The organism is Pseudomonas fluorescens (assembly GCF_902497625.1).
Taxonomy (GTDB): Bacteria; Pseudomonadota; Gammaproteobacteria; order Pseudomonadales; family Pseudomonadaceae; genus Aquipseudomonas; species Aquipseudomonas fluorescens_BQ.
This window is the reverse complement of the sequence record NZ_CABVGX010000039.1, coordinates 1-19,516: the sequence shown is the minus strand read 5'-3', so window position 1 is coordinate 19,516 and position 19,516 is coordinate 1. Positions and strand designations below refer to the sequence as shown.

Below are 19,516 nucleotides of genomic sequence, written 5' to 3'. Positions count from 1 at the left end.
CCATACAGGCTCGCTCCCACAGGTTTGGCGTCTGGCTGACGGGCGCTGGCAGACCTCGCTCTCATGCGCTCTGAGGCTCATAATGGCGGCCGCGGTTTTGGGGGGAGATGAAGATTTGTTAACTGGACGGTGGAGTGGACTTGTGGTGCTGGCCGGCATCTTGGCCGGTTGTGGCAACGGCGACAGCCTGGAACGCTTCGACGGTCCGACCATGGGCAGTCGTTATTCCATTCAATACGTAAGACATTCCTCCACACCCGGACCGCAAACGGTGCAGACCGAAGTAGAAAATATCCTCGCCGAAGTGGATCGACAATTCTCGACCTACCGCAGCGACTCGGACATCGAGCGTTTCAACGACCTGCCGGCCAACCGCTGTCAAACGATGCCCGCACCGGTCCTCGAATTGATCCGTGTCGGTGAACAACTGTCGCAGCAAAGCGCCGGTTCCTATGATCTGACGGTGGAGCCGCTGGTCAATCTCTGGGGCTTTGGGCCCCAGGCGCGCGGGGTCAAAGTTCCCACAGCCCGGGCGCTGGCCGACGTGCAGCGGCGCGTCGGTTACCGGCATCTGCGCATCGACGGTGATCAGCTGTGCAAGGACGCTGCGGTCGAAGTCGACTTCAACAGCATCGCTTCGGGTTACGCAGTCGACACCATCGCCGCACGGCTCCACGCCATGGGAATCGACAGCTACCTAGCCGAAGTCACCGGCGAACTCAAAGCTGCCGGTAAAAAGCCCGACGGCTCATCGTGGAAGGTTGCGCTCGAGGAGCCCCGTGACGATCAGCAAGTGGCGCAGCGCATCATCAACGTCGACGGCAACGGCGTGTCCACGTCCGGCGACTACCGCAACTACTTCGAGGTGGATGGCAGGCGTTATTCCCACACCCTTGACGCCCGTACCGGCGCACCGGTCCTGCACACGCTGGCGTCAGTCACGGTCATTCATCCTTCAGCGTTGATGGCCGATGGACTATCGACGCTGTTGCTGATTCTCGGTCCTGAAAGGGCGTGGGACTATGCCGAAACCCATGATATTGGTGCATTTTTTGTGCTGCGTGCCGATACAGGATTTGTGACTCGAACCAGCGCGGCTTTCGAGCGTCTCGTTGCGCGCAAAACCGAATGAATACAACGATTGGAGCATTGAATACTGGCGTTGTAGTGCAGGCAAAAGTAGCCTACGACGCGACCAAGGGTTAATGTGCCCGGCGTTGACGCTTCTATAGACTGTATCCGGGTTCTGCATTGGCCCCAAATTGTTCCTTCACGCCGCAGACCGGCGTGATTTAGCCGCAGGTGCCAAGGGCGCTCGCGGCCTGTTCTGAGGAGTACGCATGGCTGTCTACAACTACGACGTGGTGGTGTTGGGTTCCGGCCCCGCCGGAGAAGGCGCGGCAATGAACGCCGCCAAAGCGGGACGCAAGGTGGCCATGGTCGACAGCCGTCGCCAGGTCGGCGGCAACTGCACCCACCTGGGTACCATCCCGTCCAAGGCACTGCGTCACTCGGTCCGGCAGATCATGCAGTTCAATACCAACCCGATGTTCCGGGCCATTGGTGAGCCGCGCTGGTTCTCATTCCCGGACGTGTTGAAAAGCGCTGAAAAAGTGATTTCCAAGCAAGTCGCTTCCCGCACCGGTTACTACGCCCGTAATCGCGTCGACGTGTTTTTCGGTACCGGCAGTTTCGCCGACGAGCAAACCATTGAAGTGGTCTGCGCCAGCGGCGTGGTCGAAAAGCTTGTGGCCAAGCACATCATTATTGCCACGGGTTCGCGCCCGTATCGTCCGGCTGACATCGATTTTCACCACCCGCGTATCTACGATAGCGACACCATCCTCAGCCTTGGCCACACCCCGCGCAAACTGATTGTTTACGGCGCTGGCGTGATTGGTTGCGAGTACGCGTCGATCTTCAGTGGTCTGGGGGTATTGGTAGAACTGGTGGACAACCGTGGTCAGCTGTTGAGCTTCCTCGACTCGGAAATTTCCCAGGCGTTGAGTTATCACTTCAGCAACAACAACATCACTGTCCGCCATAACGAAGACTACGACCGCGTCGAAGGCGTCGACAACGGCGTGATCCTGCACCTCAAGTCCGGCAAGAAGATCAAGGCCGACGCGTTGCTCTGGTGCAATGGCCGTACTGGCAACACCGATCAGCTGGGGCTGGAAAACATTGGCGTCAAGGTCAACAGCCGTGGCCAGATCGAGGTTGACGAGAACTACCGCACCGGCGTCCAGAACATCTACGGTGCCGGTGACGTGATCGGGTGGCCCAGCCTGGCCAGTGCCGCGCACGATCAGGGCCGTTCGGCCGCTGGCAGCATCATCGACAACGGCAGCTGGCGATTCGTGAATGACGTGCCGACCGGCATTTACACCATTCCGGAGATCAGCTCGATCGGCAAGAACGAGCAGGAGCTGACTCAGGCCAAGGTGCCCTATGAGGTCGGCAAGGCGTTCTTCAAAGGCATGGCGCGAGCCCAGATTGCCGGCGAACCGCAGGGCATGCTGAAGATTCTGTTCCACCGCGAAACCCTGGAGGTGCTGGGCGTACACTGCTTCGGTTATCAGGCGTCGGAGATCGTGCACATCGGTCAGGCGATCATGAACCAACCGGGTGAGCTCAACACGTTGAAGTATTTCGTCAACACGACGTTCAACTACCCGACCATGGCCGAAGCCTATCGGGTAGCGGCGTACGATGGCCTCAACCGGCTTTTTTGAGCGGCTCCGGCCGGTGGCCTGAGCCGGCCGGGGAGACCGATTTCAGCAACTCTCGAGCGTGGCGCTGGCCAAACCGGGAAAGTCTGTAATCAGGCTGTCAACGCCGAAGTCGGCGAGTCTGCGCATCAGCGCGGGCTCGTTGACTGTCCACACCGACACATGCAACCCCTGACGCTGCGCCTTCTGCAGGCGTTCCGGCGTACACAGCGTCCAGTTCAACGCGAGAAATTCGCAGCCATAGCTTTGCGCGACTTTTAACGGGTCGAGCCAGGCGTATTCGGCCACCAGTCCGCGAGACACGTCTGGCACCAGATCCAGTGCGGCCTTCAACACCTCTCGTGAGCTCGAAGTGATGGTGATCTTGTCGAGCATGCCGAAATGTTGAGCCATTTCCCGAATTGCCAGCACGGTGGTCGCCGCGCGGGTGCGTGACGCGCTTTTGACTTCCAATTGCCAGTGCTCGAAGGCGCATTTTTCGAACAACTCTTCCAGCGTCGGAATCGGGCATGGCTTGATCCAGCCCGGGCCACCCTTGCGTGCGTCGTAGGTCACCAGGTCTTTGGCAGTGTGTTCGACAACTTTGCCACGGCGCTCTGTGGTGCGCTTGAGTGTCGGGTCATGAATGACCATCAACTCGTTGTCCTTGGACAAATGCAGGTCCAGTTCGCAACGGCGCACGCCGTGCTTGAGGCATTCCTGAAAGCTGGTCAGGGTGTTTTCCGGTGCTTCGCCCTTGGCGCCGCGATGGCCGTAGATGAGGGTCACGGTTCTTCCTTAATTTAAATGCCGGTGTCGTTTTGTTCGCGGGCCAGACGCCGTTCCTGTGCCTGCTTTTGCAAAATATAACGGGCGAGCAGCTGGCGCTGGGCGTCGGTGGGGCGCTGGAACTCGGTACCGATGTCATAGCCGTCGCCCTTGGCATCGCAATGGGTCACCCGTGCGCGTAACAACAGGCCGAGGGCTTGCGGCATCAATACCAGTTTCACCGATAGGTGCGCGCCCGTCGCGATCGGCGTCGGGTACTGAAATTCGATTCCGCCTTCAGAGATGATCACCGGTTGTGGCTCGCCGATTTGCCCCAGCACGGTGATGGCAATCACCTGGCTCAGCAGGTCTATGCGTTTGTTCTGCGATTTCAGGAAAGCGGCGATGCTGCGATCACGCTCACTGATCTGGCGCAGCAAGTGTTGCGACTCGAATTCACTCAGATGCAACTCACTGAGCAGGTTGAAGAGTGGAGAAGCATCCTGCAACACTTCCTGATCTGCAGCTTCGGGAACGGACAGGGGCCGAATTTCCAGTGCGATCGAATCCTCGATACGGTAGTATTCGCGGCGATCTTCTTCATCTAATGTCGACATGGCGAACCCATGGTAGCGGCGGTGGTCTGAGTGTAAAGCTGGTTATCGACCCCCGCCACAAGGACGTTCCTTTTCCCTCCGAACAAGCCCCGACATGTTCAGACCTCTCTTCGTATTTATTGGCACGCGTTATACCCGTGCAAAGCGTCGCAATCATTTTGTGTCATTCATTTCCCTGACCTCGATGATCGGGCTCGCCCTCGGCGTGGTCGTGATGATCGTCGTCCTGTCGGTCATGAACGGCTTCGACCATGAAATGCGCACCCGCGTGCTGGGCATGGTGCCCCACGCGACCATCGAGTCCGGTGAGCCGATCAGTGACTGGCCGAGCCTCGCTGCCAAGGTCAAACAGAACCCGCAGGTGACGGCGGTTGCCCCGTTCACGCAGATGCAGGGGCTGCTGACCAACAACGGCAAAGTCTCGAAAGTGTTGCTCAATGCCATCGACCCGGCACTGGAGCGGCAGGTCTCGATCATCGACAAGTTCATGCTGCAAGGCAAACTCGATGACCTCGCGCCCGGGAGCTTCGGTATTGTCATTGGTGACAAGGCGGCGGCGAAGCTCGGCGCAGCCATCGGCGACAAACTGACGTTCGTTGCGCCGGAAGTCACCGTGACCCCGGCCGGAATGTTCCCGCGCATGAAGCGCTTTACCGTGGTCGGCATTTTTCACGTCGGCGCCGGTGAAATTGACGGTTACCTGGGCGTCACTAACCTGCAGGACCTGGCGAAGCTGCATCGCTGGAAACCAGATCAGGTGCAGGGCATCCGCCTGAAATTCGACGACCTGTTCCAGGCGCCACGCACAGCCTGGACCATCGCCCAGCAGCTTGGCGAAGACCGTTATTACGCTCGCGACTGGACCCGCACCCACGGCAACCTGTATCAGGCGATCCGTATGGAAAAAGCCATGATCGGTTTGCTCTTGCTGCTGATCGTTGCGGTCGCTGCATTCAACATCATTTCCACGCTGGTGATGGTGGTGAATGACAAGAAAGGCGACATCGCGATTCTGCGCACCCTTGGCGCCACGCCGGGGACGATCATGGCGACGTTCATGGTTCAGGGCACGGTCATTGGCGTGGTCGGTACGCTGATCGGCGCAGTGGTCGGGATCTTCGCCGCGCTGAACGTCAGCGCCGCCATTTCCGCCCTCGAAGGTTTGATCGGCCACAAATTCCTCAACGCCGACGTGTACTTCATCGATTACCTGCCGTCGCAAGTGCAGAGCCAGGATGTATTGATGGTCTGCGGCGCCGCGTTGGTTCTGAGTTTCCTCGCCACCCTGTATCCAGCCTGGCGTGCCGCGCGCACCCAGCCTGCGGAGGCGCTACGTTATGAGTGAGTCAGGCATGAGTGATAAAGCAATCTTGAGCTGCCGTAACCTGGGCAAATCCTACGAGGAAGGCCCGGAGTCGGTGGAGGTCCTGGCCGGTCTGCAACTCGAGTTGCATCCAGGTGAGCGTGTCGCGATTGTCGGCACATCGGGCTCGGGCAAAAGTACTTTGCTGAACCTGCTGGGTGGCCTTGATACACCGTCGAAGGGCAGCGTCTGGCTGGCCGGCGAAGAACTGTCGGCACTCAACGAAAAAGCCCGTGGTCTGCTGCGTAACCGCTCGCTGGGTTTCGTTTACCAGTTTCACCATCTGCTGCCGGAATTCACCGCGCTGGAAAACGTCTGCATGCCGTTGTTGATCGGCAAGACACCGATCCCCGAAGCGCGTCAGCGTGCAACGGCATTGCTCGAGCGGGTAGGGCTGGGCCATCGCCTGGAACACAAACCTTCGGAATTGTCCGGTGGCGAACGTCAGCGTGTGGCCATCGCCCGGGCGCTGGTCAACAAGCCGGGTCTGGTGATGCTCGATGAGCCGACCGGCAACCTCGACTCCCACACCGCCCAGGGCATTCAGGATCTGATGCTCGAACTCAGCACCTCGATGCGCACCGCGTTCCTGGTGGTGACTCACGACATGAATCTGGCTCGTCAGATGGATCGAGTCCTGCACCTGCAGGAAGGCTGCCTCACTCCAATTGACTGACTGAAACCCGACGCACTGAGCAGTGCGTCGGGTCATTTATTTTTATACGGTGCCCCAGCGAATGTTCAGACCGTTATCGATATTCATCGGCACGCGCTATACCCGCGCCAAGCGCCGCAATCGCTTCGTTTCCTTCATCTCGATGACCTCGATGATCGGCCTCGCCCTGGGGGTGCTGGCGATGATCGTGGTGTTGTCGGTCATGAATGGTTTTCAGCGCGAAATGAGCTCGCGCATTCTCGGCATGGTGCCGCACGCGACCATCGTCGGCGTCAATCCGATCGACAACTGGCAGCCAGTGGCTGCTGCGGCCATGAAAAATCCGCAAGTGACGGCCGCCGTGCCGTTCACCGAGATGGAAGGCATGCTGTCCTACAAAGGCTCGATGCAGCCGATTCAGGTCAGCGGTGTCGATCCGGCGCTTGAAGGCAAGGTGTCGATTGTCGCCGAACACGTTGTTCAGGGTCGTCTGGATGCCTTGAAACCCGGCGAGTTCGGCGTGGTGATTGGCGAGATCACCGCGCGGCGTTTTCGCCTCAATGTCGGCGACAAGATCACCCTGATCGTGCCGGAAGTCAGCACCGCACCGGGCGGCATCACCCCGCGCATGCAACGGCTGAACGTGGTCGGCGTGTTCAAGGTCGGTGCTGAACTGGATGGTTCGATGGCGCTGATCCACGTCGCCGATGCCGCGCAGATGCAGCACTGGCAGCCAAATCAAGTGCAGAGCGTGCGTCTGGCGGTCAAGGATTTGTACGCAGCGCCGAAGGTCTCCAGCGATATTGCCGGCGGCTTGGGCGCAGCGTACCGGGCTGACGACTGGACTCACACCCAGGGCAGTCTGTTCAGTGCAATGAAAATGGAAAAAACCATGATCGGCCTGCTGTTGTTGATGATCGTCGCGGTGGCCGCGTTCAATATCATCGCGACCTTGATCATGGTCGTGAACGAGAAGGGCGCGGACATCGCGATCCTGCGCACCATCGGCGCTACCCCACGGCAGATCATGGCGATCTTCATGGTCCAGGGTACCGTCATCGGCATCGTCGGCACCCTGCTCGGCGGCGTGCTGGGCGTGATCGCCGCTCTCAACGTCAGTGAGCTGGTCGGCTGGGTAGAGCGCGTCAGCGGCCAGCACATCTTCAGTTCCGACGTATACTTCGTCAGTAACTTACCGTCTGAACTGCAGGCTGGGGATGTGGTGTTGATTTGCTCGGCGGGGTTTGTGCTGAGCTTTCTGGCGACGCTGTATCCAGCGTGGCGAGCGGCGAAGATCGAACCGGCAACGGCTCTGCGCTATTCGTAAGCCGTCTGGCCGCTGTCGCGAGCAAGCTTGCTCGCGACAGCGGCCCGCCAGCCACCCAGTCTCCAACTGAACACGCCCATCCCCATGGTCCTGGCCAAGGCTGCGGTCCTTTGATCTGCCTTGGCTCCATGCGGCGAAGCCGATACATCCACAGGGCTGCCGCGAGTCCAGCATCCCAAACCGCAAAAAACCCAGACCGCAGACAAACAAAAACGCCCGGCATAAACCGGGCGTCTTGTATTGACTTGATTAACGAGCGCGGTAAGTGATGCGCCCTTTGCTCAAGTCATAGGGCGTCAGCTCGACGCGCACTTTGTCGCCGGTAAGAATACGAATGTAGTTCTTGCGCATCTTGCCGGAGATATGCGCGGTTACGACGTGCCCATTTTCCAACTCCACACGAAACATGGTGTTGGGCAGGGTGTCGACGACAGTGCCTTCCATTTCGAAGCTGTCTTCTTTCGACATGCAGTAAAGCCCTCGGTGTCCAATGAATGGCCCGGTGCAACTGCGCCAGGCAAAAGCGGCGTGCATTGTGCCCGAAAAATGGGGTTTAAGCCAAGGGGTTCTAGTTCAGGATGACCCAACGCTGATTAATCAGCAGTTCTATGGGCCGATATTGCGTCTTGTAGCTCATCTTCTTGCAGTTCTTGATCCAGTAGCCCAGGTAGACCGCTTCCAGTTGCAGTCGCCGGGCTTCGGCGATTTGCCAGAGAATAGCGTAACGCCCCAGGCTCCGGCGTTCTTCCTCGGGCTCGTAAAAGGTGTACACGGCCGACATGCCATTGGGCAGCAAGTCCGTGACAGCCACAGCCAGCAACCGGCCTTCGAGGCGGAACTCGTAAAAGCGCGAAAAGGGCAGGTCACGCACCAGGAATGTCGAAAATTGATCGCGACTTGGCGGATACATATCGCCGTCAGCATGCCGCTGTTCGATATAGCGCTGGTAGAGATCGAAGTACTCTTCGCTGAATTTTGGCTTGGCCGGGCGCACCTGCAGATCGACGTTACGCTTGAGGATGCGTTTTTGCTGACGATTGGGAGTGAACTGCGCAACGGGAATCCGCGCCGGGACGCAGGCGTTGCAGTTTTGGCAATGTGGCCGGTAGAGATGATCGCCACTGCGCCGAAAGCCCATCTCCGACAGGTCTGCGTAGACATGCACGTCCATGGGCTGGCTAGGATCGAGGAACAGGGTGGTGGCCTGCTCTTCGGGCAGATAGCTGCAAGAGTGCGCCTGAGTGGCATAAAACTTCAAACGCGCCAACTCGGTCATGATCGACCCTCGGGATAAGCTTTTGTTAAGTGTAAGCCAAGCACGCCGAAGTCGCTCAGCAAACCCAGCTGGCGCCGTCGGGTTGATCCAGATGACGTGCCAGATAGCCGGCGAATTCCCTGCGCGGAATCGCCCGGGCGCCCAGGCTGTGCAGGTGATCTGTGGGCATCTGGCAATCGATCAGGACGAAACCGGCTTCTTTCAGGTGCCGCACCAGCACGGCAAAGCCGAATTTTGAGGCGTTGTCGGCGCGACTGAACATTGATTCGCCGAAAAACAGCTGCCCCATCGCCAGCCCGTAGAGCCCGCCGACCAGCCGCTCGCCATCCCAGACTTCGACTGAATGTGCGTAGCCGCGTTGGTGCAGTTCGAGGTAGGCGTCCTGCATGGCCTGCGTGATCCAGGTGCCGTCGGCGTATTCACGAGGCGCGGCGCACGCGCGTATGACTGCGGCGAAGTCCCGATCGAAGGTGACTTGGTAGCGCTGCTGGCGGAGCAATTTATTGAGACTGCGCGAGACATGCAATTCGTCGGGAAACAGGACCGTGCGCGGATCGGGTGACCACCAGAGAATAGGCTGACCCTCGGAGAACCATGGGAAGCAGCCGTGCCGGTAGGCTTGAATAAGACGATCGGCGCTGAGGTCGCCGCCCGCAGCGAGCAACCCGTTGGGATCACGCATGGCTTTATCCAGCGATGGGAAGCTCAGGGTGTTGCGTTGTAACCAAGTCAACATGGCATTCAGGCTTGCAGAAGGGGAGGGCGGGTGATGGGCAACGGCCCGTCGTCAGTGTGCAGTCAAACGCATGGATTGTCCTTCAGGATAATCGCAACATCACAGGATGCATTTGCAACTTGCCCGTGCCGGCAGGGTCGTAAGCGGGCTCGCTGGCAGAGTCCGGGCGCTGTCACGCGGCAGCGGCCGTGCATCGCCTGGTCTATAACAACATCGCATAAGCCTTTGTCACACAAGAGAATGCATGCTCAAATTGAAGCGCTGATTGCGGTTGATGGATTCGGGTATTCCCGTCTGCCGAAACATGGCATCGCGCGAGCAAACCCGTACAATGCAGGCTTGTTACAGAATAATCAGTACGCACTGTGTTTTTAAAAGCCTGGACGCAGTGTAAAAAGTATTCCGGCTTGCGTCGGTTTGCTGTTTACCTGCCTGGATTGGGCAGTTTATATAGTCAATCAACAGATGGACGCGCCACTGGCGCAGGAAAAGAAGCGTTTTGAAGAAATCCACCGCAGCACCCAAACCAGCCGTCGTGCCGCTCTGGCGCCAGCAATTGCACTACCGACTCAAGGAAGGTGCATTGATCGCCATCGGCGCCCTGTGCCTGTTTCTGATGATGGCCCTGTTGACTTATGGCAAGGACGATCCGGGCTGGAGCCATAACAGCAAGATCGACGACGTGCAGAATTTCGGCGGTCCGGCGGGTTCGTACAGCGCTGACATCCTGTTCATGGTGCTGGGTTACTTCGCGTACATCTTTCCGTTATTGCTGGCAGTCAAGGCGTATCAGATCTTTCGCCAGCGGCATCAGCCGTGGGAATGGAGCGGCTGGCTGTTTTCCTGGCGTCTGATCGGCCTTGTGTTCCTGGTCCTTTCCGGGGCTGCGCTGGCCCATATCCATTTTCATGCCGCCACCGGCTTGCCGGCCGGCGCGGGTGGTGCGCTCGGCGAGAGCCTGGGTGACCTGGCCCGCAACGCGCTCAATATCCAGGGCAGCACTTTGCTGCTCATCGCCCTGTTCCTGTTTGGTCTGACGGTGTTTACCGACCTGTCGTGGTTCAAGGTGATGGACGTCACCGGCAAAATCACCCTCGATTTGCTCGAACTGTTTCAGGGCGCGGCCAATCGCTGGTGGGCAGCCCGCGTCGAGCGCAAGCAACTGGTTGCGCAACTGCGTGAAGTCGATGATCGCGTGCATGATGTGGTCGCGCCAACGGTGACTGACAAGCGCGAGCAGGCCAAAGTCAAAGAGCGCCTGATCGAACGCGAACAGGCGCTGAGCAAGCATATGTCCGATCGCGAAAAGCAGGTGCCGCCGGTGATTGCCCCCGCGCCGCCGAAGCCGTCCGCACCGAGCAAACGTGTGGAAAAAGAGAAGCAGGCGCCGTTGTTTGTCGACAGCGCGGTGGAAGGCACCTTGCCACCGATCTCGATTCTCGATCCGGCGGAGAAGAAACAGCTCAACTACTCTCCGGAATCGCTGGCGGCTGTCGGGCATCTGCTGGAAATCAAGCTCAAGGAATTCGGCGTCGAAGTTGCGGTGGATTCGATTCACCCGGGCCCGGTGATTACCCGCTACGAAATTCAGCCAGCCGCGGGGGTCAAGGTCAGCCGTATTTCCAACCTGGCCAAAGACCTGGCGCGTTCGCTGGCCGTGACCAGCGTGCGGGTAGTGGAAGTGATTCCGGGCAAGACCACTGTCGGTATCGAGATTCCCAACGAAGACCGGCAGATCGTGCGCTTCTCCGAAGTGCTCTCGACCCCCGAGTACGACAATTTCAAATCGCCGGTGACCCTGGCGCTCGGTCATGACATCGGCGGCAAGCCGGTCATCACCGACCTGGCGAAGATGCCGCACTTGCTGGTGGCCGGTACGACCGGTTCCGGCAAGTCGGTGGGCGTGAACGCGATGATCCTGTCGATCCTGTTCAAGTCCGGGCCGGAAGACGCCAAGCTGATCATGATCGACCCGAAAATGCTTGAACTGTCGATCTACGAAGGCATTCCGCATTTGCTTTGCCCGGTCGTGACCGACATGAAAGACGCGGCCAACGCCCTGCGCTGGAGCGTGGCGGAGATGGAGCGTCGCTATAAACTGATGGCGAAGATGGGTGTGCGTAACCTTGCCGGCTTCAATGCCAAGATCAAGGAAGCCCAGGACGCCGGCGAACCGCTGACCGATCCTCTGTACAAACGCGAAAGCATTCACGACGAAGCGCCGCTGCTGACCAAGCTGCCGACCATCGTGGTGGTCGTTGACGAATTTGCCGACATGATGATGATCGTCGGCAAGAAGGTTGAAGAACTGATCGCCCGTATTGCGCAGAAGGCGCGTGCGGCCGGCATTCACTTGATTCTCGCCACCCAGCGACCGTCGGTGGACGTGATCACCGGTCTGATCAAGGCAAACATTCCGACGCGGATGGCGTTCCAGGTGTCGAGCAAGATCGATTCGCGGACCATCATCGATCAGGGTGGCGCCGAGCAGTTGCTCGGCCACGGTGACATGCTCTACATGCCGCCGGGCACCAGTCTGCCGATCCGCGTGCATGGCGCATTCGTGTCGGATGACGAAGTTCACCGTGTGGTGGAAGCCTGGAAGCTGCGCGGTGCGCCGGAATACAACGATGACATCCTTGCCGGTGTCGAAGAAGCCGGCAGCGGTTTCGAGAATGGCGGCAGCGGCGGTGGCGACGACGATGCGGAAACCGATGCGCTCTACGACGAAGCCGTGCAGTTCGTGCTGGAAAGCCGTCGTGCGTCCATCTCGGCAGTGCAGCGCAAGCTCAAAATCGGCTACAACCGCGCCGCGCGCATGATCGAAGCCATGGAAATGGCCGGGGTCGTGACCTCCATGAATACCAACGGCTCGCGTGAAGTCCTGGCACCTGGCCCGGTTCGCGACTGATCTGAAATTGAAGGGGTGGCGTCCTGTGACGCCACCCGCACTCCCACGAATGTTATGAGGACTCCCATGCGTCTTATCCGCATGCTGTTGCTGCCGGTACTGGCTTTGACCACGCTTTCGGCCCATGCCGATGACAAGGACGTGACGCGTCTGACTCAGCTGCTGGAAAAATCCCAGACCTTGTCCGCCCGCTTCTCGCAGCTGACCCTGGATGGCAGCGGCACTCAGTTGCAGGAAACCACCGGGGAGATGTCGCTGCAGCGTCCGGGGCTGTTCTACTGGCACACCGACGCGCCGGCCGAGCAGACCATGGTCTCCGATGGCAGGAAAGTGACGCTGTGGGATCCGGATCTCGAGCAAGCCACCATCAAGAACCTTGATCAGCGCTTGACGCAGACGCCGGCCTTGCTGCTCTCCGGCGACGTGTCGAAGATCAGCCAGAGTTTCGACATCAGTGCCAAGGAAGCCGGCGGCGTAATTGATTTCACCCTCAAGCCGAAAACCAAAGACACCCTGTTCGACAGCCTGCGTCTGTCGTTCCGCAACGGTCTGGTCAATGACATGCAGATGGTCGACAGCGTCGGTCAGCGTACCAACATCCTGTTTACCGGGGTGAAGGCCAACGAGCCGATCGCCGCGTCCAGATTCAAGTTCGATATCCCGAAGGGTGCGGACGTGATCCAGGAGTAACACGCAGAAGCCCATACGAGCGAGTTTTGTGGTGGGGGGCTCTTGTGGCGAGAGACTTTTGTGGCGAGGGGGCTTGCCCCCGCTCGGCTGCGAAGCAGTCGCAAAAACAGCGTTCGCGTATAACCGTTACGGCGCGGTTGCAGTTTTTGCGGCCGCTTCGCGACCTAACGGGGGCAAGCCCCCTCGCCACATTCAGATGCTCTTACCACTGATTTCGCCAGACATGAGTACTGCGCCCCAAGTGAGGTTTTAACAATACGTGATGGACCTGTTTCGCAGTGCCCCGATTGCTCAGCCACTGGCCGCGCGTTTGCGTGCGGCCAATCTGGACGAGTATGTCGGTCAGGAACACCTGCTCGCTCGCGGCAAGCCTCTGCGTGAGGCGCTGGAGCAGGGGGCTCTGCACTCGATGATTTTCTGGGGCCCGCCCGGTGTCGGTAAAACCACCCTGGCGCGTCTGCTGGCGGAAGTCTCCGACGCGCACTTCGAGACCGTTTCGGCGGTCCTGGCCGGGGTCAAGGAAATCCGCCAGGCCGTGGAAATCGCCAAGCAGCAGGCGGGGCAGTACGGCAAGCGCACCATCCTTTTCGTCGACGAGGTGCATCGCTTCAATAAATCGCAGCAGGATGCGTTCCTGCCATACGTCGAAGACGGCACGCTGATTTTCATCGGCGCCACCACTGAAAACCCCTCGTTCGAACTCAACAACGCCTTGCTCTCGCGTGCGCGTGTCTATGTGCTCAAAAGCCTCGACGAAGCGGCGCTGCGCAAATTGGTGCATCGCGCGCTTACTGAAGAGCGCGGCCTCGGCAAACGGCACCTGAGCCTCAGCGACGAAGGTTTTCAGATGCTGCTGTCAGCCGCCGATGGCGATGGCCGGCGCCTGCTCAATCTGCTCGAAAATGCTTCGGACCTGGCGGAAGATGACAGCGAGATCGGCATCGACTTGCTGCAGAGTCTGCTCGGCGACACCCGTCGGCGGTTCGACAAGGGCGGCGAAGCTTTCTACGATCAGATTTCCGCCCTGCACAAATCCGTACGCGGCTCCAACCCCGACGGCGCGCTGTACTGGTTCGCGCGGATGATCGACGGCGGTTGCGATCCGCTGTACCTGGCCCGGCGCGTGGTGCGCATGGCCAGCGAAGACATCGGCAACGCCGACCCGCGCGCCCTGAGCCTGTGTCTGGCGGCGTGGGACGTGCAGGAGCGCCTTGGCAGCCCTGAAGGCGAACTCGCCGTCGCGCAAGCCATCACCTACCTGGCCTGCGCGCCAAAGAGCAACGCGGTTTACATGGGTTTCAAAGCGGCAATGCGCAGCGCCACCGAACACGGTTCGCTGGAAGTGCCACTGCATCTGCGTAACGCGCCGACCAAACTGATGAAGCAATTGGGTTACGGCGACGAGTACCGCTACGCCCATGACGAACCGGACGCTTATGCGGCCGGCGAAGATTACTTTCCGGATGAGCTCGACCCTCAGCCGTTCTATCGGCCGGTGCCGCGCGGCCTCGAGTTGAAGATCGGCGAGAAGCTCAATCACCTCGCTCAACTCGACCGTCTCAGTCCCCGGCAGCGGAGAAAATAGTGCTCCCATTGATCGTTGCAGTTTCCATTGGCGGCGTCGCCGGTACGCTGTTGCGTTTTGCCACCGGCAACTGGATCAACGCGAATTGGCCGCGGCACTTCTATACCGCGACGCTGGCCGTTAATATCGTAGGCTGTTTGCTGATCGGCGTACTTTACGGTCTGTTTTTGCTTCGCCCGGAGGTGCCCATCGAGGTCCGTGCCGGGCTGATGGTCGGCTTCCTCGGGGGGCTGACGACTTTTTCATCCTTTTCACTGGATACGGTGCGCCTGCTGGAAAGCGGGCAGGTGCCGCTGGCCCTCGGCTATGCGGCCATCAGCGTATTCGGCGGGCTGCTTGCCACCTGGGCCGGCCTGTCACTGACCAAACTTTGATAACGAGAGACCGACATGCTCGATTCCAAACTGTTACGTAGCAACCTTCAGGACGTAGCGGACCGCCTCGCATCCCGTGGCTACACCCTGGATGTTGCGCGCATCGAAGCGCTGGAAGAACAGCGCAAGACCGTGCAGACGCGCACCGAAGCCCTGCAGGCTGAACGTAATGCGCGTTCCAAATCCATCGGTCAGGCCAAGCAGCGCGGCGAAGACATCGCGCCGCTGATGGCGGACGTCGAGCGCATGGCCAACGAATTAAGCGCCGGTAAAGTCGAGCTGGATGCGATCCAGACCGATCTGGATTCGATCCTGCTGGGCATTCCGAACCTGCCGCACGAATCCGTGCCGGTCGGCAAGGACGAAGACGACAATGTCGAAGTGCGCCGCTGGGGCACGCCGACCACGTTTGATTTCCCGGTTCAGGACCACGTCGCCCTGGGCGAGAAGTTCGGCTGGCTGGATTTTGAAACCGCGGCCAAGTTGTCCGGCGCACGTTTCGCCTTGTTGCGTGGCCCGATCGCACGTCTGCACCGCGCCCTGGCGCAGTTCATGATCAATCTGCATACCAGCGAACACGGCTACGAAGAGGCCTACACGCCTTATCTGGTGCAGGCACCGGCACTGCAAGGCACCGGCCAGTTGCCCAAGTTCGAAGAAGACCTGTTCAAGATCGCCCGCGAAGGTGAAGCGGACCTGTACCTGATCCCGACCGCTGAAGTGTCGCTGACCAATATCGTTGCCGGCGAAATCGTCGATTCGAAATTGCTGCCGATCAAATTCGTCGCGCACACCCCGTGCTTTCGCAGTGAAGCCGGCGCATCGGGTCGCGATACCCGCGGCATGATCCGGCAACATCAGTTCGACAAGGTCGAAATGGTCCAGATTGTCGAGCCATCGACGTCGATGGAGGCGCTGGAAGGCCTGACTGCCAACGCCGAGAAGGTTTTGCAATTGCTTGAATTGCCTTACCGGACACTGGCTTTGTGCACGGGTGACATGGGCTTCAGCGCGGTCAAGACCTACGACCTGGAGGTGTGGATCCCGAGCCAGGACAAGTACCGCGAGATTTCTTCCTGCTCCAACTGCGGCGACTTCCAGGCCCGGCGCATGCAGGCGCGTTTCCGCAACCCGGAAACCGGCAAACCGGAACTGGTGCACACCTTGAATGGCTCCGGCCTGGCGGTGGGCCGTACGCTGGTGGCGGTATTGGAAAACTACCAGCAGGCTGACGGCTCGATCCGTGTGCCGGACGTGTTGAAGCCGTACATGGGTGGCCTTGAGGTCATCGGCTAAATGGACTATCTGCCGCTGTTTCACAATCTGCGCGGCAGTCGTGTGTTGGTCGTCGGCGGGGGGGAGATTGCTTTGCGCAAATCCCGCCTGTTGGCCGAAGCCGGTGCGCTGCTGCGGGTCGTCGCACCTGAAATCGAACCGCAACTGCACGAACTTGTAGTCGGCAGCGGTGGCAATTGCCTGTTACGTGGTTACGTGGAGGCGGATCTGGACGGTTGCGGCCTGGTAATTGCTGCCACTGATGATGAGCCGTTGAATGCGCAGGTCTCCGCCGATGCTCATAGGCGCTGCGTGCCGGTCAACGTGGTCGATGCGCCTGCGCTGTGCAGCGTGATTTTCCCGGCGATCGTCGATCGTTCGCCGCTGATCATTGCCGTCTCCAGCGGCGGCGATGCACCGGTGCTGGCGCGCTTGATCCGGGCCAAACTGGAAACCTGGATTCCTTCGACCTACGGCCAACTGGCCGGTCTCGCTGCGCGCTTTCGCAGCCAGGTCAAAGGCCTGTTCCCGGATGTGCAGCAGCGTCGTGCGTTCTGGGAAGACGTTTTCCAGGGCCCGATTGCCGACCGTCAGCTGGCCGGGCAGGGCGGGGAAGCCGAGCGTCTGTTGCTGGCGAAAATTGCCGGTGAAGCGCCGCCGGCCACTGGCGAAGTCTATCTGGTGGGTGCCGGACCGGGTGATCCGGATTTGCTGACGTTCCGCGCCCTGCGTCTGATGCAGCAAGCCGATGTGGTGCTGTACGACCGTCTGGTCGCACCGGCCATTCTCGATCTGTGCCGGCGCGATGCCGAGCGGGTGTATGTCGGCAAACGTCGCGCCGATCATGCGGTGCCTCAGGATCAGATCAACCAGCAACTGGTCGATCTGGCCAAGGCTGGCAAACGCGTTGTACGGTTGAAAGGCGGCGATCCGTTCATTTTCGGCCGCGGCGGTGAAGAGATCGAAGAGTTGGCGGCGCACGGCATTCCGTTCCAGGTTGTGCCAGGGATCACGGCTGCCAGTGGTTGCGCCGCGTATGCCGGGATTCCGCTGACCCACCGCGATTACGCGCAGTCAGTACGCTTTGTCACCGGTCACTTGAAGGACGGTTCAACCGATTTGCCGTGGGCTGACCTGGTGTCGCCGGCGCAGACCCTGGTGTTTTACATGGGCCTGGTGGGTTTGCCGGTGATCTGCGAGCAGTTGATCAAACACGGGCGTTCAGCCGAGACGCCGGCGGCGCTGATTCAGCAGGGCACCACGGTCAATCAGCGGGTCTTTACTGGCACGCTGGCCGACCTTCCACGCATGGTGGCGGAGCATGAAGTGCATGCGCCGACACTGGTGATCGTCGGCGAAGTAGTGCAATTGCGCGCGAAACTGGCATGGTTCGAGGGCGCTCAGGCGCAGGTCTGAACACACAGGTGGCCCTTCGCGAGCAGGCTCGCTCCCACATGGGATTTGTGTCGTTCACAAACCCTGTGGGAGCGAGCCTGCCCGCGAAGAAGCCTTCAAAGCCAACGCAAAACTCAAATCGTTATTCAGGCTTACGCCAAATCCCTTTCCCATTCAACCGCGCCCGATCATGCGGCGCCGCAAAATCCTGCTCCGGCCCTTTCGGCACAATCCCTGTCGGATTAATCGTCTTGTGACTGCCGTAGTAATGATTCTTGATGTGGGTGAAGTCCACCGTCTCGGCAATCCCTGGCCACTGGTACATCTCGCGCAGCCAGTTCGACAGATTCGGGTAGTCGGCAATCCGCCGCAGGTTGCATTTGAAGTGGCCGTGATAAACCGCGTCAAAACGAATGAGGGTGGTGAACAGGCGGACGTCGGCTTCGGTCAGGTATTCGCCCGCCAGGTAACGCTTGGCATCCAACACCGCTTCCAGCCGATCAAGTTCGGTGAATACATCATCGAACGCCTCTTCATAGGCCTGCTGCGACGTCGCAAACCCGGCGCGATACACGCCGTTGTTGACCGCCGGGTAGATCTGCTCGTTCAACGCATCAATTTCATCACGCAGCGGCGCCGGGTACAGGTCCAGGTTGTTGCCGGTGAGCGCGTCGAACGCGGTGTTGAACATGCGGATGATTTCCGCGGATTCATTGCTGACGATTCGATTCTGCTGCTTATCCCAGAGCACTGGCACGGTGACACGGCCGGTGTAGTCAGCGGTGTCGGCAGTATAGCGCTGGTGCAGGAAGCTCAGATCATCCAGCTTGTCTCCACTGGATCCGTGGGATTGGTCGAACGTCCAGCCGTTTTCCAGCATCAAGTAGCTGACTACAGACACATCGATCAGGCTTTCGAGGCCTTTGAGTTTGCGCAGAATCAGCGTGCGATGCGCCCACGGACAGGCGAGTGATACATACAGGTGATAGCGGCCGGCCTCGGCGGCGAACCCGCCGACACCACTCGGGCCTGGCTTGCCGTCTGCGGTCACCCAATTGCGGCGCTGCGCTTGCTCACGCTGGAATGCACCGTCTTTGCTGCTTTCGTACCACTGGTCATGCCAGCGACCTTCAACTAACAAACCCATGTTCAGGACTCCTCAACCAATAAGCGTTGGAGAAGAGTCTATTCGCATAGGTTCGATAAAATAGTGCAAAGGTTGGGGGCTTATGATCGGTTAAATCGATTTGTCTCGTGCGTCCCAGTATTGCTGGGCGGTGGCGAATGCTTGCGCACGGGGTTGCCCGAGACCGCGCAGGGCTAGCGCCATGGTCGAAATCAGGGCCATTTGCGGATAGCTGTCCACCACATCGCCGCGCCATACGGCTTTCAAATGCTCGACGTCCAGCGAGGCCGGTTTAACGTGACGCTGGCTCGACATCTGCGGCCATTCCTCGTCCCAGCTTTCGCCGCCAGTGGTGCCGTAGAGGTGGCTGGCGGCATCCGGGTTGATTTCAATTTCGCCACCGTCACCCTTGACCACAATGGCAGTATCACCGAGCAAGCCGCTGGCATCGCGATGTACGGCCTGATAGCCGGGGTGGAAAATACTTTGCAGGCCACAGCGCGCGCCCAGCGGATTGAGAATCCGCGCCAGGGAATGGATCGGCGAACGCAGGCCCAGGGTATTGCGCAAATCGATCATGCGCTGCAACTGCGGCGCCCAGTCCACCAGCGGCATGAACGCCAGGCCGCCGTTGTCCAGCGCCGCGCCGGCCTGTTGCCAGTCGCGGCACAAGGGAATGTTCAAGTGTCCGAGCAGTTGCTCGCTGT

Annotated in this window: 17 protein-coding genes and 1 pseudogene; 11 read left to right on the top strand and 7 right to left on the bottom strand. The window is 59.7% G+C overall.

The annotated features are described in order from the left end of the window. Positions 1-82: 82 nt before the first annotated feature. Positions 83-1,132: an FAD:protein FMN transferase gene (locus F8N12_RS20875; protein ID WP_150582086.1), complete on the top strand. Its 1,050-nt coding sequence runs from the start codon at positions 83-85 to the stop codon at positions 1,130-1,132. Positions 1,133-1,340: 208 nt separating this feature from the next. Next, on the top strand, positions 1,341-2,735 hold the full coding sequence (sthA, locus tag F8N12_RS20870; protein WP_150582085.1) for a Si-specific NAD(P)(+) transhydrogenase: 1,395 nt from the start codon (positions 1,341-1,343) through the stop codon (positions 2,733-2,735). A 42-nt stretch (positions 2,736-2,777) separates the two neighbouring features. On the opposite strand, the gene F8N12_RS20865 is transcribed toward sthA, so the two are convergent. Further along, positions 2,778-3,500 carry a glycerophosphodiester phosphodiesterase gene (locus tag F8N12_RS20865; RefSeq protein ID WP_150582084.1) on the bottom strand — a complete coding sequence of 241 codons (723 nt, stop codon included), beginning with the start codon at positions 3,498-3,500 and terminating at the stop codon, positions 2,778-2,780. 14 nt (positions 3,501-3,514) lie between these two features. Continuing rightward, positions 3,515-4,096: a PilZ domain-containing protein gene (locus F8N12_RS20860; RefSeq protein WP_150582083.1), complete on the bottom strand. Its 582-nt coding sequence runs from the start codon at positions 4,094-4,096 to the stop codon at positions 3,515-3,517. Positions 4,097-4,190: 94 nt separating this feature from the next. Between F8N12_RS20860 and F8N12_RS20855 the strand changes: the two genes are divergently transcribed. From F8N12_RS20855 to F8N12_RS20845, 3 genes are all read left to right on the top strand, one after another. After that, positions 4,191-5,441, top strand: a complete 1,251-nt coding sequence (locus F8N12_RS20855) for a lipoprotein-releasing ABC transporter permease subunit (RefSeq protein ID WP_150582082.1) — start codon at positions 4,191-4,193, stop codon at positions 5,439-5,441. 7 nt (positions 5,442-5,448) lie between these two features. Continuing rightward, positions 5,449-6,135 (top strand): lipoprotein-releasing ABC transporter ATP-binding protein LolD, encoded by a 687-nt coding sequence (lolD, locus tag F8N12_RS20850; protein ID WP_191623197.1) that lies wholly within the window; start codon positions 5,449-5,451, stop codon positions 6,133-6,135. Positions 6,136-6,196: 61 nt separating this feature from the next. Beyond that, the gene (locus F8N12_RS20845; RefSeq protein WP_150582080.1) at positions 6,197-7,441 is read left to right on the top strand and encodes a lipoprotein-releasing ABC transporter permease subunit; all 1,245 of its coding nucleotides are present in this window, start codon (positions 6,197-6,199) and stop codon (positions 7,439-7,441) included. A gap of 249 nt (positions 7,442-7,690) precedes the next feature. Here F8N12_RS20845 and infA read toward each other — a convergent pair whose 3' ends face one another. The 3 genes from infA to aat all read right to left on the bottom strand — a co-directional run bounded on the left by infA (position 7,691) and on the right by aat (position 9,453). Next, positions 7,691-7,909 (bottom strand): translation initiation factor IF-1, encoded by a 219-nt coding sequence (gene infA / locus F8N12_RS20840; protein ID WP_002553999.1) that lies wholly within the window; start codon positions 7,907-7,909, stop codon positions 7,691-7,693. 100 nt (positions 7,910-8,009) lie between these two features. Then, the gene (locus F8N12_RS20835) at positions 8,010-8,717 is read right to left on the bottom strand and encodes an arginyltransferase (RefSeq protein ID WP_150582079.1); all 708 of its coding nucleotides are present in this window, start codon (positions 8,715-8,717) and stop codon (positions 8,010-8,012) included. Between the two features lie 55 nt (positions 8,718-8,772). Next, positions 8,773-9,453, bottom strand: a complete 681-nt coding sequence (gene aat / locus F8N12_RS20830) for a leucyl/phenylalanyl-tRNA--protein transferase (RefSeq protein ID WP_150582078.1) — start codon at positions 9,451-9,453, stop codon at positions 8,773-8,775. Positions 9,454-9,952: 499 nt separating this feature from the next. Between aat and F8N12_RS20825 the strand changes: the two genes are divergently transcribed. The 6 genes from F8N12_RS20825 to cysG all read left to right on the top strand — a co-directional run bounded on the left by F8N12_RS20825 (position 9,953) and on the right by cysG (position 17,704). Then, the gene (locus tag F8N12_RS20825; RefSeq protein WP_150582077.1) at positions 9,953-12,364 is read left to right on the top strand and encodes a DNA translocase FtsK; all 2,412 of its coding nucleotides are present in this window, start codon (positions 9,953-9,955) and stop codon (positions 12,362-12,364) included. A 66-nt stretch (positions 12,365-12,430) separates the two neighbouring features. Then, positions 12,431-13,054 carry an outer membrane lipoprotein chaperone LolA gene (lolA, locus tag F8N12_RS20820; protein ID WP_150582076.1) on the top strand — a complete coding sequence of 208 codons (624 nt, stop codon included), beginning with the start codon at positions 12,431-12,433 and terminating at the stop codon, positions 13,052-13,054. 262 nt (positions 13,055-13,316) lie between these two features. Further along, complete coding sequence (locus tag F8N12_RS20810; RefSeq protein ID WP_150582111.1) at positions 13,317-14,639, top strand: replication-associated recombination protein A; 1,323 nt, start codon at positions 13,317-13,319, stop codon at positions 14,637-14,639. Next, on the top strand, positions 14,639-15,013 hold the full coding sequence (gene crcB / locus F8N12_RS20805; RefSeq protein ID WP_150582074.1) for a fluoride efflux transporter CrcB: 375 nt from the start codon (positions 14,639-14,641) through the stop codon (positions 15,011-15,013). Before F8N12_RS20810 ends, crcB begins: the two co-directional genes overlap by 1 nt. Before the next feature lie 15 nt (positions 15,014-15,028). Continuing rightward, complete coding sequence (gene serS / locus F8N12_RS20800) at positions 15,029-16,309, top strand: serine--tRNA ligase (RefSeq protein WP_150582073.1); 1,281 nt, start codon at positions 15,029-15,031, stop codon at positions 16,307-16,309. Then, positions 16,310-17,704, top strand: coding sequence for a siroheme synthase CysG (gene cysG / locus F8N12_RS20795; RefSeq protein WP_150582072.1), 1,395 nt, complete (start codon positions 16,310-16,312; stop codon positions 17,702-17,704). A gap of 121 nt (positions 17,705-17,825) precedes the next feature. On the opposite strand, the gene F8N12_RS20790 is transcribed toward cysG, so the two are convergent. Together F8N12_RS20790 and F8N12_RS20785 are read right to left on the bottom strand one after the other, a co-directional pair. After that, positions 17,826-18,830 (bottom strand): glutathione S-transferase family protein, encoded by a 1,005-nt coding sequence (locus F8N12_RS20790; RefSeq protein ID WP_150582071.1) that lies wholly within the window; start codon positions 18,828-18,830, stop codon positions 17,826-17,828. 90 nt (positions 18,831-18,920) lie between these two features. Beyond that, positions 18,921-19,516, bottom strand: a pseudogene (locus tag F8N12_RS20785) (hypothetical protein); the annotation flags it as partial.

Coding starts and splice junctions, on each gene's coding strand:
- F8N12_RS20875 (WP_150582086.1), top strand. CDS start 83: ATGGCGGCCGCGGTTTTGGGGGGAGATGAAGATTTGTTAACTGGACGG.
- sthA (WP_150582085.1), top strand. CDS start 1,341: ATGGCTGTCTACAACTACGACGTGGTGGTGTTGGGTTCCGGCCCCGCC.
- F8N12_RS20860 (WP_150582083.1), bottom strand. CDS start 4,096: ATGTCGACATTAGATGAAGAAGATCGCCGCGAATACTACCGTATCGAG.
- F8N12_RS20855 (WP_150582082.1), top strand. CDS start 4,191: ATGTTCAGACCTCTCTTCGTATTTATTGGCACGCGTTATACCCGTGCA.
- lolD (WP_191623197.1), top strand. CDS start 5,449: ATGAGTGATAAAGCAATCTTGAGCTGCCGTAACCTGGGCAAATCCTAC.
- F8N12_RS20845 (WP_150582080.1), top strand. CDS start 6,197: ATGTTCAGACCGTTATCGATATTCATCGGCACGCGCTATACCCGCGCC.
- infA (WP_002553999.1), bottom strand. CDS start 7,909: ATGTCGAAAGAAGACAGCTTCGAAATGGAAGGCACTGTCGTCGACACC.
- F8N12_RS20835 (WP_150582079.1), bottom strand. CDS start 8,717: ATGACCGAGTTGGCGCGTTTGAAGTTTTATGCCACTCAGGCGCACTCT.
- aat (WP_150582078.1), bottom strand. CDS start 9,453: ATGTTGACTTGGTTACAACGCAACACCCTGAGCTTCCCATCGCTGGAT.
- lolA (WP_150582076.1), top strand. CDS start 12,431: ATGCGTCTTATCCGCATGCTGTTGCTGCCGGTACTGGCTTTGACCACG.
- F8N12_RS20810 (WP_150582111.1), top strand. CDS start 13,317: ATGGACCTGTTTCGCAGTGCCCCGATTGCTCAGCCACTGGCCGCGCGT.
- serS (WP_150582073.1), top strand. CDS start 15,029: ATGCTCGATTCCAAACTGTTACGTAGCAACCTTCAGGACGTAGCGGAC.
- cysG (WP_150582072.1), top strand. CDS start 16,310: ATGGACTATCTGCCGCTGTTTCACAATCTGCGCGGCAGTCGTGTGTTG.
- F8N12_RS20790 (WP_150582071.1), bottom strand. CDS start 18,830: ATGGGTTTGTTAGTTGAAGGTCGCTGGCATGACCAGTGGTACGAAAGC.